The organism is Bacillus solitudinis, from assembly GCF_002797395.1.
Lineage (GTDB): Bacteria > Bacillota > Bacilli > Bacillales > Bacillaceae_D > Halalkalibacter_A > Halalkalibacter_A solitudinis.
Window position 1 is genome coordinate 3,673,680 of record NZ_KZ454943.1, and the last position, 13,842, is coordinate 3,687,521.

The 13,842-nt window shown below is 37.3% G+C and carries 12 protein-coding genes; 7 read left to right on the forward strand and 5 right to left on the reverse strand.

Features of this window, described 5'->3' with window-relative positions; translation table 11 throughout:
- The first annotated feature begins 164 nt into the window (after positions 1-164).
- The 4 genes from CEF19_RS18065 to CEF19_RS18080 are packed head-to-tail and all read left to right on the forward strand — an operon-like array spanning position 165 to position 5,604.
- The gene (locus CEF19_RS18065; protein ID WP_100407353.1) at positions 165-1,892 is read left to right on the forward strand and encodes an ABC transporter ATP-binding protein; all 1,728 of its coding nucleotides are present in this window, start codon (positions 165-167) and stop codon (positions 1,890-1,892) included.
- Positions 1,889-3,739: an ABC transporter ATP-binding protein gene (locus CEF19_RS18070; protein ID WP_100407354.1), complete on the forward strand. Its 1,851-nt coding sequence runs from the start codon at positions 1,889-1,891 to the stop codon at positions 3,737-3,739. Before CEF19_RS18065 ends, CEF19_RS18070 begins: the two co-directional genes overlap by 4 nt.
- A 38-nt stretch (positions 3,740-3,777) precedes the next feature.
- The gene (locus tag CEF19_RS18075; protein WP_157800999.1) at positions 3,778-4,833 is read left to right on the forward strand and encodes an asparaginase; all 1,056 of its coding nucleotides are present in this window, start codon (positions 3,778-3,780) and stop codon (positions 4,831-4,833) included.
- Positions 4,834-4,848: 15 nt separating this feature from the next.
- The gene (locus tag CEF19_RS18080; RefSeq protein ID WP_100407356.1) at positions 4,849-5,604 is read left to right on the forward strand and encodes an exodeoxyribonuclease III; all 756 of its coding nucleotides are present in this window, start codon (positions 4,849-4,851) and stop codon (positions 5,602-5,604) included.
- A gap of 145 nt (positions 5,605-5,749) precedes the next feature.
- Here CEF19_RS18080 and CEF19_RS18085 read toward each other — a convergent pair whose 3' ends face one another.
- The gene (locus CEF19_RS18085; protein WP_100407357.1) at positions 5,750-6,625 is read right to left on the reverse strand and encodes a helix-turn-helix transcriptional regulator; all 876 of its coding nucleotides are present in this window, start codon (positions 6,623-6,625) and stop codon (positions 5,750-5,752) included.
- A 123-nt stretch (positions 6,626-6,748) separates the two neighbouring features.
- Here CEF19_RS18085 and yicI point away from each other — a divergent pair, with 123 nt between their 5' ends.
- Both yicI and CEF19_RS18095 read left to right on the forward strand, forming a co-directional pair.
- Entirely contained in the window at positions 6,749-9,070 is a 2,322-nt protein-coding gene (gene yicI / locus CEF19_RS18090) for an alpha-xylosidase (protein WP_100407358.1), read from the forward strand.
- A gap of 177 nt (positions 9,071-9,247) precedes the next feature.
- Positions 9,248-9,874, forward strand: coding sequence for a LysE family transporter (locus tag CEF19_RS18095; RefSeq protein ID WP_100407359.1), 627 nt, complete (start codon positions 9,248-9,250; stop codon positions 9,872-9,874).
- Here the strand turns inward: CEF19_RS18095 and CEF19_RS18100 are convergent.
- From CEF19_RS18100 to CEF19_RS18115, 4 genes are all read right to left on the reverse strand, one after another.
- Complete coding sequence (locus tag CEF19_RS18100) at positions 9,866-11,236, reverse strand: amino acid permease (RefSeq protein ID WP_100407360.1); 1,371 nt, start codon at positions 11,234-11,236, stop codon at positions 9,866-9,868. The genes CEF19_RS18095 and CEF19_RS18100 overlap by 9 nt on opposite strands.
- Positions 11,237-11,327: 91 nt before the next feature.
- The gene (locus tag CEF19_RS18105) at positions 11,328-12,194 is read right to left on the reverse strand and encodes a dimethylarginine dimethylaminohydrolase family protein (protein WP_100407361.1); all 867 of its coding nucleotides are present in this window, start codon (positions 12,192-12,194) and stop codon (positions 11,328-11,330) included.
- A gap of 148 nt (positions 12,195-12,342) precedes the next feature.
- Positions 12,343-12,825, reverse strand: coding sequence for a DUF456 domain-containing protein (locus tag CEF19_RS18110; RefSeq protein ID WP_100407362.1), 483 nt, complete (start codon positions 12,823-12,825; stop codon positions 12,343-12,345).
- A gap of 17 nt (positions 12,826-12,842) precedes the next feature.
- A complete protein-coding gene (locus CEF19_RS18115) occupies positions 12,843-13,373 on the reverse strand; it encodes a hypothetical protein (RefSeq protein WP_100407363.1) in 531 nt (176 codons plus the stop codon).
- 103 nt (positions 13,374-13,476) lie between these two features.
- Here CEF19_RS18115 and CEF19_RS18120 point away from each other — a divergent pair, with 103 nt between their 5' ends.
- Positions 13,477-13,803: a hypothetical protein gene (locus CEF19_RS18120; protein WP_100407364.1), complete on the forward strand. Its 327-nt coding sequence runs from the start codon at positions 13,477-13,479 to the stop codon at positions 13,801-13,803.
- Positions 13,804-13,842: the final 39 nt, after the last annotated feature.

The following is a 13,842-nucleotide window of genomic DNA, read 5'->3' on the forward strand; positions in this document are numbered from 1 at the left end:
AGTTTATTTAATAAATCGGATAAAGTATAGAAGGGATTATACTTACTGCTTTTGTGTTGTAATCCTTAATAACAAGAAAGTATTTATAAGTTTGTATCAAATAATTAGCGTGTATTCAGGCTTGGAGAGTTAACTAGATTGTAAGAGAGAAGAGGAATCGTTTAATGTTATCAATCCTTAAATATTTAAAACCTTATTATCTATCGATTGTTGCCGTTCTTATTCTAACCTTAGCGGCAACACTACTAGAACTGTATTTACCTACGTTAATGGCTGATGTGGTTGATGTAGGTATCGTTAATAATGACATTCCGTTTATCATGCAAACTGGAGGTTGGATGATTGTTTGTTCTGTGGTTGCGGTGCTTTTAACGATAACCGTAACATATTTTGCTTCAAAAGCGGCTTTAGGGTTTGGGAAAGATATCAGACGTAAACTGTTTGTTCAGGTTGAGAACTTTTCTTTACAAGAATATGAAAAAATAGGACCCGCTTCTTTAATTACACGGACCACGAATGATATTAAACAGGTTCAAGATGTTATCAATATGATGCTACGTATGATGACGCGAGCACCGTTAATGCTAGTCGGAGGGATTATTTTAGCTGTTACTCGAGATGCAAAACTCTCGCTAGTGTTTTTAGCTGCTTTACCCATTTTATGTTTAGTTATTTTTTTCATTTCACGCAAAGCGATACCGCTATTTGGTAAGCTTCAAAAACGCACAGATCGTTTAAACCTCCTTCTAAGAGAAACACTCGTTGGAACACGAGTGGTCAGAGCCTTTAATCGAGTCGATTTTGAGAAAGCTAGGTTTAATAAAGCAAATGAAGCGTATCGTGATACTGGAATTCAAGTGAATAAAATCATGGCTTATGTTTTTCCATTCATGCTAATAATTATGAACTTTACGAATATCGCGATTGTTTGGTTCGGAGCTGTGCGAATCGATCAAGGTGTGATGCAAGTTGGTAATCTAATGGCTTTTTTACAGTATTCTATGATGATATTAATGTCACTAATTATGCTCTCAATGGCATTTATTATGGTGCCACGTGCCCAAGCATCTGCCAAAAGAATAAATGAAGTCTTACTGACTGTTCCCACAATAACAGAGCCAATACATACAAAGGAACTAAAGGAAAGAACTAGTCAAATCGAATTTAAAGATGTTACATTTCACTATGCTGGGGCTGAGAAGCCGGCGATTGAACATCTCTCGTTTTCAGCAAAAGCAGGGCAAACGACAGCAATAATTGGAAGCACAGGGGCTGGAAAAACAACACTTATGCAACTGATTCCTCGTTTTTATGATGTGAATAAGGGATCCATATTGCTGGATGGAATCGATATTCGTAAGCTAACACAAAGTCAGCTTCGAAGAAAGATTGGCTACGTACCTCAAAAGGCTTCATTGTTTAGCGGGACTGTTGCTGATAATATTCGCTTCGGTAAAGAAAATGCAACCGATGAAGAGGTAGAAGAGGCTCTAAATGATGCACAGGCACTTGAGTTTGTTAAAGAGAAAGAGCAAGGTATTTATTCACAGGTTGAACAAGCAGGAGCGAATTTATCAGGTGGTCAAAAGCAACGTTTATCAATTGCTCGTGCCCTCATTAAGAAAGCTGACATTTATATTTTTGATGATAGTTTCTCAGCATTGGATTATAAAACAGAGGCAAAGCTAAGAAAAGTGCTAAAAAAGAGAATGAAGGATGCAGCAATATTAATCGTGGCTCAACGAGTCAATACAGTGATGGACGCTGACCAAATCATTGTTTTAGATGAAGGACAACTAGTAGGGATTGGTACACATAAACAGCTATTGAAAGAAAATACCATCTATCAAGAAATTGTTGAGTCTCAGCAAACAGAGGAGGATAGCGCATGAAAAAATCCCAAATACCTCCAAAGGGTGGGAACCGTCCATTCGGAAATGGTCCTCATGGTGCAATGATGCCAGGTGAAAAACCAAAAGATTTTAAGAAGACGTTAAAAAGACTTCTTTCATATTTAAAACCGAGGAAGACACAACTTATTTTTGTCGTAATTGCTTCGCTATTTTCAACATTATTTAGTGTAGTCAGTCCTAAATTACTAGGGGATGCAACATCTTCATTATTTGATAGCTTCATGGGTGGAGTTGGTGTTGATTTCAATTTTTTAGGGCGTATTTTATGTATGTTGATTGGTCTATATGGACTTTCATCAATATTTGCTTTTCTACAACAGTATATTATGGCGAGTGTATCTCAGCGGACAATTGCTGAAATGAGAAAGGAAGTTAATGATAAGCTTAATCGACTTCCCCTGAATTATTTTGATAAACATGCACATGGCGATTTGTTAAGCCGTGCCGTAAATGATATTGATAATATTAATAATTCCTTCCAGCAAGGACTTACACAAATCATTACGTCCATAATAAGTGTTATAGGGATTTTTATTATGATGTTGGTCATCAGTCCACTTCTTACCTTGGTTGTTCTTTTTACAATCCCTTTAAGCTTAATGACTGTGAAATATATCGCTTCGTTTTCTCAGAAACATTTTGTAAGCCAACAAGAGGAGCTTGGGACGATAAATGGGCATATTGAAGAGATGTTCAGCGGTCATCAAGTTGTGAAAGCGTTTGGTTACGAGGAAAAGTCGATTGAACGTTTTGATGAGGTGAATGAGCGTTTATACAAGGTAAGCTGGAAAGCTCAGTTTATTTCGGGAATTATGATGCCGATGATGACGTTTATTAGTAACATCTCTTATGTACTAGTAAGCATTGCCGGGGGGCTACTCGTATTAAATGGCTCAATTCGAATAGGAGATGTTCAAGCATTTATTCAGTATTCACAACAAATTTCTCATCCGATGGCACAGATGGCTGGAATTGCGAATATGATTCAAACGTCATTAGCTTCAGCTGAACGTATCTTTACATTACTTGATGAAGAAGAAGAATTACGAGAAACACCTTCAGATATAAAGGTTAGGAATCTGAAAGGTAATGTTTCCTTCGAACACTTGAACTTTGGATATGAGGAGAACATCCCTATTATTAAAAATCTAAATGTCGATGTGAAAGAAGGGGAAACCGTAGCTATCGTCGGACCGACTGGCGCTGGTAAAACAACGTTAATTAACCTGTTGATGCGTTTTTACGAGCTTAATAGTGGTCATATTCGAGTCGGCGGGGTAAAGCTTACGGACTTATCACGAGAGGAAGTTCGAAGTATGTTTGCTATGGTTCTACAAGATACATGGTTATTTAGTGGAACGATTTATGATAATATAGCCTATGGGAAAGAAGGGTCTTCGAGGGAAGAGGTTATTCGAGCAGCAAAAGCAGCCTATGCAGATGATTTTATCCGAACGTTACCACAAGGATATGAGACAGTCTTAGGTGAAGATGCGGCAACGATATCTCAAGGACAACGACAGTTACTCACCATTGCAAGAGCGATTCTGTCCAATCCGAAAATCTTAATCTTAGACGAAGCAACAAGCAGTGTTGATACGAGAACGGAAATGAATATCCAGAGAGCGATGAATGAATTAATGAGCAATCGAACAAGTTTCGTCATTGCCCATCGCCTTTCAACAATAAAGTATGCTGATTTGATATTGGTGATGGACCAAGGGGATATTATTGAAAAAGGCTCACATGAGGATCTGTTGAAACAAGAAGGTTTTTACGCTGAGTTGTATTACAGTCAATTTTCAGAAAAAGAAGCTGTAAGTTAATAATTGGCTACTAAATTCTGAATGAAGGAGTGGGAGTGTTGATTAAAAAAATTCTAGTGCTTTTTACAGGTGGGACAATTGGAAGCAAAACAGAAGGTCATACTATTGATGTAAATGACAGCTCTCCCTTTTTATTACTTGAAAAATATAAAGATAAAGCAAATATAGAAGTGGATTTCGAACCGATTGAACCTTTTACTTTATTAAGTGAAAATTTAATGCCGAGCGATTGGCATGTCTTACAGGCAAGCTTACAAAAAGTAAATTACGATGATTATGCTGGAATTATTATTACCCATGGAACGGACACACTTCCTTATACGACAGCAGCGATTAGTTATTTAAATCGGCATAGTACGATACCGATTGTGTTTGTTGCTAGTAATTTTCCGATGGCTCACCCAAAAAGTAAAGCTGTTGATAATTTCTCTGACGCAGTAAGCTTTATAGTAAATACGGCTCTTCCAGGCATTTTTGTCGTTTTTGCGGATAAAAAGGGGGAGACCCTTGTTCATCTAGGTTCAAGGCTCCTTTCCTCGCTTCCGTTTGCTGATGAGTTTGATAGTGTGAAATCTGTGATATTTGGGAAGATGGTCAATGGACAGTTTCAATACCATCAGCACCGAGAAAACCCGTCTATTGGAGAAATAAGAAAAAAAAGACCGAATCTAAGGCTCGAAGAACAATTCACATCTGATATTTTATATGTTCGTCCTTATCCTGGAGTGGGCTATGGCTACTATGATTTTGAAAAACGTAAACCACGTGCAGTTGTCCATGATTTATATCATTCAGGCACTGCATCTACAAGAGAAGTGGAAGATCCGCATTATTCGTTAAAAGCCTTTGTGGAATATTGCTCCAAGCATGATGTTGATGTGTATATCGCACCAAGGGAACATCGCGTTAATCAATACTCGTCTGCGATAGAGTTGATGGAATACGGAGTTAATCAACTTGAGAATATTGGACTTGAAGCAGCGATGGTGAAACTAATGCTTGCTTATGGAACATTTACTGACAAAAAGAAGAGAGAGGCGTTTTTGTTTTCTGAAGAATTGTTCTTTGAGAACCTGCCTTTAAGTTTAAGTTAAGGAGAACCAATAATAATGAGACTTGTATCGTGGAATGTTAATGGACTAAGAGCATGTGTAAAAAAAGGATTTCTTGATTATTTTCACGAGGTTGATGCAGATATATTTTGTTTGCAGGAAACAAAACTCCAAGAAGGTCAAATTGAGTTAAATCTAGAAGACTATCATCAATTTTGGAATTATGCGATAAAAAAAGGCTATTCAGGTACAGCGGTTTTCTCTAAAACTAAGCCATTATCGGTTAAATACGGGGTCGGGGAAGAAGATAAGCAAGATGAAGGAAGAATCATTACACTTGAATTTGAATCATTCTATCTGGTGAATGTTTATACTCCTAATTCTCAAAGAGATCTCGCAAGACTTGTATATAGGCTAAAGTGGGAGGAGGCATTCCGTCAACACTTGGTCGATTTGAATGGGCACAAACCAGTTGTTTTGTGTGGTGACTTGAATGTTGCACACCAAGACATTGATTTAAGAAATGCGAAATCGAATAGAGGAAACTCCGGCTTTACCGATGAAGAGCGTGGAAAAATGACTGAGCTGTTACTATCAGGCTTCATTGATAGTTATCGTTATTTTTATCCAGAGCAAGAAGGTGCCTATACGTGGTGGTCATATATGGCCAAAGTCCGCGAAAGGAATATTGGTTGGCGGATTGATTATTTTCTAGTCTCACAGAAATTACAAGAAAACTTAAAGGATGCAGATATCCATTGCAATGTAATGGGCAGTGATCATTGTCCAATCGTACTCGAGCTTGATATCTAGCTATAAAACAAGGAAGACAGAGTGTGTCTTCCTTGTTTTTTTTAAATAGAAGGGTAAAAGTTAAGTGATTACCGTAGTTTCAAAGGATATCAAACCTTGTTCACAGAAGAGGAAAGGACTTTAGGTTCGGAGTGGGTCCGCTTCTTTACTGTAAGTTCATTTTTCGAAAGCTATTAGGGGTGCACTTTTTCTGTTTTTTAAAGGTTTTAATGAAGTAGCTTTGATTTTCAAAGCCCACGTCCATGGCGATATCCACTATTTTTCGATCGGTTTCTTTTAAAAGCCTCGTAGCATGGTTGATTCGAATGCTATTAATATAACCAATCGGCGTTTTATGGACCAATGATTTGAAGAAACGGCTAAAATGACCCTCGCTCATTCGAACAAGAGTGGCTAACTCATAAATCGTTAATTTGTGTGGATAGTTATCTTGTATAAATTGAAGAACTTGTTTTAAGCGCGCAATTTTTTCTTGTTCAATTGGGTCGCGAAAGGCTACTAGTTTAGTAGAATGATGCTTGATAAATAATGAAAAAATTAACAGCAAATCCGCTTTAATTTCTAATTCATAGGCAATATCTCTGGTTTGAAAAAGACTAATAATTTTTTGAAGATAGTGAATAATATTCTTCTCCCAAGAATTGGTTTGACTAATGATTGGAAATGGCGACTCAGTGTTAAGTAAGTCTAAATATTTGTGTTGAATGGCATCATAAGAGAAGCTACTCAGAAAATTACTATCAAATACTATGGCGTATAGTCTAAACTCAGAGTTATTAAGTGGATAAGCTGCGTGTAGTCCACCAGACGGCACAAACACGGCCTCGCCGGCTTTTAATTGGTGCAGGGTTGTACCTATTTGAAAGGAAGCCTCTCCCTTTTCTAAGTAAACAAATTCTAGTTCGTAATGCCAATGACAATCAAAGATCACTTGATTATTTAATTCAGATACTTCGTATACCCCAAGTTGAAACATTGGGTCTCCGTGAACTCTCGCCTCATGTAACAACGACTTTTCCATTTTTACTCCTTATAATATCAGAATTGTGTTATTTTTTGATGGAATTCTTAAAGATTTACCTAGTTGTCTACTATATTATTGTACTTATAAGTAGAGTTGAAAACAACGAAAGGGTGAATATTCTTGAAATTTTCAGATGGTCAATGGTTAATTAGAGAACAATATGAAGTAATTAGTCCAGTCGAGGTCCATGATGTAACCAAACGCTCAGACTCATTAACAGTGTTTGCTCCACCAAAGCCAATTGTGAATCGATCTGGTGAGCTCGATACCCCATTAATAGAGGTAAAGTTGTCTTCGCCAATAGCTGATGTGATTCGTGTTCAAATTTATCATCATAAAGGTAAACAGATTCGTGGTCCTCATTTTGCGATTACGAATGAAAGCAACCATGTCATTTCTATCGAGGAAGATGACTCGTCTTTACGCTTTAAAAGTGGAGATGTTACTGCGACGATAAAAAAGGATGTATGGTCTGTTTTGTTTGATTATAAAGGAAAGCATCTCACACAAAGTGGACTAAAGAGCATGGGCTATGTAAAAGAGGGAAATGTAAACACTTACATGAAAGAGGAATTATCTCTTGGAGTAGGTGAGTGTGTTTATGGTCTTGGTGAACGATTTACCTCTTTTGTAAAAAACGGACAATCGGTTGATATTTGGAATAAGGACGGTGGCACCAGCTCCGAGCAATCTTATAAAAATATTCCTTTCTATGTTACTAATAAAGGCTATGGGGTGTTTATTAATCATCCAGAAAACGTCTCTCTTGAGGTTGCATCTGAGAAGGTTTCAAAGGTCCAATTTAGTGTTGAAGGCGAATACCTTGATTATTATGTAGTTGGTGGTTCCACAATCAAGGATGTGCTAGAGAATTATACAACATTAACAGGTAAACCAGCTCTTCCTCCTGCGTGGACATTTGGATTATGGTTAACAACATCATTCACAACAAATTATGATGAAGCGACGGTAAATGAATTTGTGAATGGGATGATTGAGCGTGACTTGCCGTTACATGTCTTTCACTTTGATTGTTTTTGGATGAAGGAATTTCATTGGTGTAACTTTGAATGGGATGAGCGTGTCTTTCCTGAACCAGAGGAGATGCTTCGCCGTTTAAAAGATAAAGGTTTAAAGATTTGTGTATGGATTAATCCATATATTGCTCAGCGTTCCCATTTGTTCGATGAAGCGTTGGAAAAAGGCTATTTTGTTAAAAAGGAAAATGGCGATGTTTGGCAGTGGGATTTATGGCAACCTGGTATGGGAATTGTTGATTTTACAAATCCTGATGCGAGCCAATGGTTTGCAGAAAAACTTGAAAAGCTTGTTGATATGGGAGTAGACTCGTTTAAAACAGATTTTGGTGAGCGCATACCGACGGACGTGGTTTATTATGATGGCTCAGATCCAAAGAAGATGCATAACTATTATACCCTTTTATATAATAAAGTTGTTTTTGAGGTACTTGAAAAAAAATTAGGGAAAGGAGAAGCAGCCTTATTTGCTCGGTCAGCAACAGCGGGCGGTCAACAATTTCCAGTACATTGGGGTGGAGACTGCTCTGCAACGTACGAATCGATGGCAGAAAGCCTTCGTGGCGGGCTATCTCTTGGGATGTCAGGATTTGGATTTTGGAGTCATGATATTGGTGGGTTTGAAAGTAATGCAACAGCGGATGTTTATAAACGTTGGATAGCATTTGGGTTGTTATCAAGTCATAGTCGATTACATGGAAGTCGCTCGTATCGTGTTCCTTGGTTGTATGATGAAGAAGCCGTGAGTGTTCTTCGGCACTTTACAAAACTAAAGTGTAGACTAATGCCATACCTATTCACTCAGGCAAATGGTTCTGCATTAAAAGGTATACCAATGATGCGCCCGATGGTCCTTGAATTTAATGGTGACCCAACGAGTGATTATTTAGAACGACAATATATGCTTGGAGACTCAATTCTTGTAGCGCCTATATTTAATGAAGAGGGTATTGCTGATTATTATCTACCACATGGCGAGACATGGACTCACTTTCTTACAAATGAGAAGGTAAAAGGCGGCGTTTGGAAAAAGGAGCCTCATGATTACCATAGTCTCCCGTTATATATTCGTGCCAATACGATTATTGCTGTAGGCCAGGAAGATACAAAGCCGGACTATGACTATACGGACGGAGTAGAGTTCCATATATTTGAATTAGAAGATGTTAAAACAGCGATAGCAAAAGTTTACTCCGTGGACGGTGTGGAGAGTTTACAGTTTAATGCGGAGAGAACTGGAAATCAAATCGTGTTGAACCTTACAGGAGAATCTAAAAATTGGAGTGTGATTTTGCGAGGAATAGACCAGGTGTCTAGTGTGACAGGAGCATCCCTAAACCGAGAAGGGTTTGGGTTGCGCTTAAGCCCAGATCCAGGTCAATCCCAAATAAATGTCCAATTATAAAAACTAGAGAGGGTTGTGTCATAAGGCGGTTTTACCCTTATGATACAACCCTCTTTTTATTTATAACAAACAAAGAAACTGTCATTCTAAATCTTCTGTCGTAAATGCTTGTTCTTCTGAATAGGATGTACAAGCGGTACGGTTTGTCCGTCTGACTGATTGATGGAGGTTGGTTTGATGACTGTTTTATTAAGTTATATTTTACTCGGTTTGTCGTTAGCTGCCCCAATAGGCCCTGTTAATGCTGCACAAATTGATCGAGGTATCAAGAATGGCTTTGTTCATGCTTGGCTTGTGGGATTAGGAGCAACGATTGCGGATGGCGTGTATATGTTGTTCGTTTTTCTCGGTGTTGTTCATTTAATTGAAATTCCATTTATACAGGCCTTTTTATGGTTATTTGGTTTCTTCGTTTTGGTTTACACGGGATTTGAAAGCTTGCTTGGCGCAAAAAACATCACGATAAATCTATCACGATCAAAGAAGGAATCTCATGTGAAATCCTTCTTCTCAGGCTTTTTCATGTCATTGTTTAATCCATTAACCATTCTATTTTGGCTTGGAATTTTCGGTTCTATTCTTGCTAAAACAGTCACACAATATGATACAAATACACTTATTCTATATTGTGGTGCGATTTTTCTCGGAATTGCCATTTGGGATGTTACGATGGCAGGACTCGCAAGTGGAATGAGAAAATTTTTAACAACGAAGCTATTAAAAACGGTATCAATTCTCTCTGGTCTTTCTTTAATAGGATTTGGTGTTTACTTCGGTATACAGGCGTGTAGAATATTATTTTAATTTCGTAAAGAGGGTTCCGATAGCTTTTTCGTCGCCTTCCGGATCGTTCTTCCACATATGTTGCATAATAAACGTTACAAGTGCAATAACAATGAGGAATACAAGACTCACATAAAAACCTGGTCGGCTTGTATGATGAAACATAGTTCCTGTTACTGCTAATAAAACAAGAGCGAAACCTAAGTAACGTTTAATGTTATCCATCGTTGTTTGTTCAAATAATCGTCCGTAGGATCCAAGAATGAAAAACCAATTATATAACAACATAAGCCCTGCTGCGGTGGTTATATACTCGTAAATTCGTCCGGGCATGACGATTGAAAGAATAATGGAAACGATGATTCCTCCTGTTGTTAGGACTATCGCCGGGAGAGCGATTTCAAATTTAATACGTTTTGAGAAAACTGCCGGTGCATCTTTGTCTTCTGCTAATGTTACCAGAATTCGAATGACCGCAAAAAGAGAGGCAACCATTGTTGAGAACCCAGCAATGATAAAAACACCGTTAAAAATATCCTGTACATACTTAATATTATAATTATTTAACGCTGAAACAAAGGGGCTTTGGTCAGGGTTAAAGTTATTCCAATTTACAATTATTAGAGAAAGACTAATTGATGAAATGTAAATAACCGCCAATAGTAATAGCATAACCTTGCCTGATTTAGGTGCCTCCTGTTTATTTTTTAAACGGACCGCCAAGAGACCCATGATTTCAATTCCTGCAAATCCGTAAAAGCCAAATATAAGTGAGGGAAGAAATCCAGAAATACCATTTGGGAAAAACCCATCATATGTTCTAGGAATTACATTCTGTTCCGTTCCTCCTCCAAATAAACCAAATAATGCAACAATAGCTAATACGATGAACATAAGAATTGCCGCAATTTTTAATACGGCTAGTAAGTTCTCAACGCGGTCAAAGCCTTTTGGTCCTGCCAAGATAACGAGTAGTCCTAAAACAGCATAGATGCTTGCAAACACCCATAAGGGAATCCCTGGAAACCAAAATCTCGAAAAAATGGAGAGGGCGGTCATTTGGCTACCGATAATAAGCATCTCTGATAGCCAGTAAACCCAGCCGCTTGAAAAGCCAGCCCACCGACCATAAGCTTTTTTTGCATAGGAACGAAAGGAACCTTTTTGAGGATCGGCAATAGTCATTTTCGCTAAGGCTTCATAAACAAAATATGTTCCTAAGGCTGCAAGAGCAAATGATAAGATTACAGAAGGGCCTGCCATACTTATTGCAATACTTGAGCCTAGAAAAAAACCGGTACCAATCGTACAGGCAACGCCAAGCAAAGACAGTTGCCACCATTGTAAAGGCTTTTCAGCTTTTTCAGCAGACTTTGATTTCATGCCTTTTCACCTCACTTCTGCTTTTATTATTTGTTATAGTTTCGACTTTATGTAACGGAAAAGAGAAAGTACAGATTCTCCTTTCTTACACTTAAAATTCACTCTTACTACGAAGAGTCGGCAGAGTACAACATCGAAATGACCCACCTGATTTAATAATCTCCGTAATATCAACTTCTATCACTTCAAAACCACGTGCATGTAGTTGTTCATTCACATGTTTGTTGACGGGTAAGCTAATGATTTTTTTACTGCCAATTGATAGCACATTTGTACCAAGAGTAAATTGCTCCTCGTCATTCACCTCGATTAAGTCATAATGATGCTCGAGTATTCCTTTTTCTTTTTTTGTAAAAGCATTAGGAAAATAAATAGCTTCGTGTGGAGAAATAATGTTAAACACACAATCAAGATGAAGGTATTTTTCAGTAAATGGAATCGTTATCACTTCATAATTAGGTAATAGTGAACGAAGATGATTTATCGCTTCTTTATTCGTGCGGTCACTCTGTCCAACGAAAATCTTGTGTCGATCAATAATCACGTCGCCACCTTCAATTCGGTCCCCGACGATATTGTAGTAAGAAGTCAGAGAATCCTCAAGCCATTTCTTTAAAATGTCCTCTTCACCCTGACGAACTTCACTTGCCATCTCTGCGACAAATATTGTTTGACCGAGGGTAAAGCCAATATCTCTTGTAAAAACTTGCTCAGGATACTTTTCTAGTGTTGGTAAAAGAATGACTTCAATATCATGTGCTTGTAATGTTTTCACAAACTCGTTATGCTGCTTCATAGCAAGTTCAATATGAATTCCTTCATTTTTAAAATGCTTCTGAGTCTCATTAATCAAATCTTTAATAGTCATGTACTTAGGTTGACATAAAACAACCTGCTCTAGCTTGTCGTATTCAGTGTTACAATAGGTTTTTGGTTTAGTTGTCGTGGTTGGTAACATATGATGGCCTCCTAAAAATTAATTCTTATATTAGAATGACCTAAGTTAGAAGAGAGTATAGGATGAAAAAATTGGATTGATAAGGAGATAAAGCCTTCTAAAATCTGAGTAAGACTTTAGAAGGCAATTCGGTTCGAAGAATTCAACTTTAGAAAATGATATCAATAACAAAGACCAGAATAATTGTTAATTGGATAACCGCCTTGGCAAAAGTACTACTAAGAAAGGCAATAAATGTACCAAAGGCAACTTTTAATGAGTCGGGTATGGAGTTTCTTTGAATAAGTTCTGTTATCAAAACAAGAGCAAAAGGCACAAGTAAAATGCCGAAAGGGGGAAGAATAAAGCTTCCGATAATTAATCCGATCGTTGCCGCACGCATTCCCCATTTAGAAGCCCCGTATCGTTTAACGAAATAGAGATTTGCGATGTAATCAACAACGAATAAGACAATCGTTAACATTAGGAGTGTTCCCCAGGTCCACCATGTTAAAGCATCGGAAAAAACTAGAAAGTGATAAAGTAGTACCCCTGCCCAAATCATGACTACAGATGGGATAATCGGGTAAAGTAAGCCAATGAAACTTGCAAAAAAACATAAAATTATAAGACTCCACCAAATGATGTCCAAAGAATCAGCTCCATTATTTATTCATTTTCACTGTAATTTTCACTATAAAATTCTAAAGATTCGAGGCAATGGTCAATAATTTCTTTGAAATCATTGATTTGCCCTTCGTTAATTTTACGTTTGAAATTTAAATTGGTTTTATTCATTAATTTCTGTTTCTGTCGAAAATTAAAGGAAATTTGTTGGTTAATAAATGGTCGTCCGTTCCAAATGTTAGAAAGCTCTTTTTCAATATGGTGGCAATCATCATCCACATTTGAAACCGTTGAATAGAAATTAATCTCAAGCACACACCCTGCAGTTTTCTCATCATGGTCTAGCATCTCTAATGAAAAATCTTTTATCGAAGAAAACAAACTAACCTCAGCATAAGGAAGAGCATGTGGATAATCTTGAAGCTGAAATTGCATCGCAAATTTCCGGGACATGGTTGCTAAATCGACAGAATCCTCGCGACTCGTGACAATGATTTCATTAGCTAGGTCAAAGTCATAAATCATTCCCTCCAAGACAACCTTTATATTATCAAATATCGTTGGATCAAACACAACAGTTTCCCCCTAGCTAATAATTATCTTTATACCAATTTAAGGTATACATATGTATAATACGTACACACTGTAGTATACACAAGTTTTGGAGGAACTGACTATGGAAATACTTGAATCAATCATTTCAAACCCACAATTTTTTATTCTTTTTGGGGTTCTTGTTATCGGAGTTTTCGTGCTCAATTTCTTGAAGCAGTTAATTAAATTGGTGATTGGGGTTTGCATTCTGATATTTGGAGTAAGTCTTTTTTTACATTCATCACCAGAAGACATTTTTCAATTAGGGATAGAGTCCACAAAAATAGACTATTCATTTTTAGAGAATAAAGTAAAACCTATGTTTGATGATATTTCAATTGATTCCTTATGGGAGAGTGGGGAGAAGGCTCGTGAATGGGTCAATTTAAATTTGAACAAGTCGGAGTAAAAATAGTTTAGCTAAATTTATTGAAAACGCTTTCAAAAT

Bases quoted from the DNA above. Each gene is read 5' to 3' on its own strand.
- CEF19_RS18065 (WP_100407353.1), top strand. From the start codon at position 165: ATGTTATCAATCCTTAAATATTTAAAACCTTATTATCTATCGATTGTT.
- CEF19_RS18070 (WP_100407354.1), top strand. From the start codon at position 1,889: ATGAAAAAATCCCAAATACCTCCAAAGGGTGGGAACCGTCCATTCGGA.
- CEF19_RS18080 (WP_100407356.1), top strand. From the start codon at position 4,849: ATGAGACTTGTATCGTGGAATGTTAATGGACTAAGAGCATGTGTAAAA.
- CEF19_RS18085 (WP_100407357.1), bottom strand. From the start codon at position 6,625: ATGGAAAAGTCGTTGTTACATGAGGCGAGAGTTCACGGAGACCCAATG.
- CEF19_RS18095 (WP_100407359.1), top strand. From the start codon at position 9,248: ATGACTGTTTTATTAAGTTATATTTTACTCGGTTTGTCGTTAGCTGCC.
- CEF19_RS18100 (WP_100407360.1), bottom strand. From the start codon at position 11,236: ATGAAATCAAAGTCTGCTGAAAAAGCTGAAAAGCCTTTACAATGGTGG.
- CEF19_RS18105 (WP_100407361.1), bottom strand. From the start codon at position 12,194: ATGTTACCAACCACGACAACTAAACCAAAAACCTATTGTAACACTGAA.
- CEF19_RS18120 (WP_100407364.1), top strand. From the start codon at position 13,477: ATGGAAATACTTGAATCAATCATTTCAAACCCACAATTTTTTATTCTT.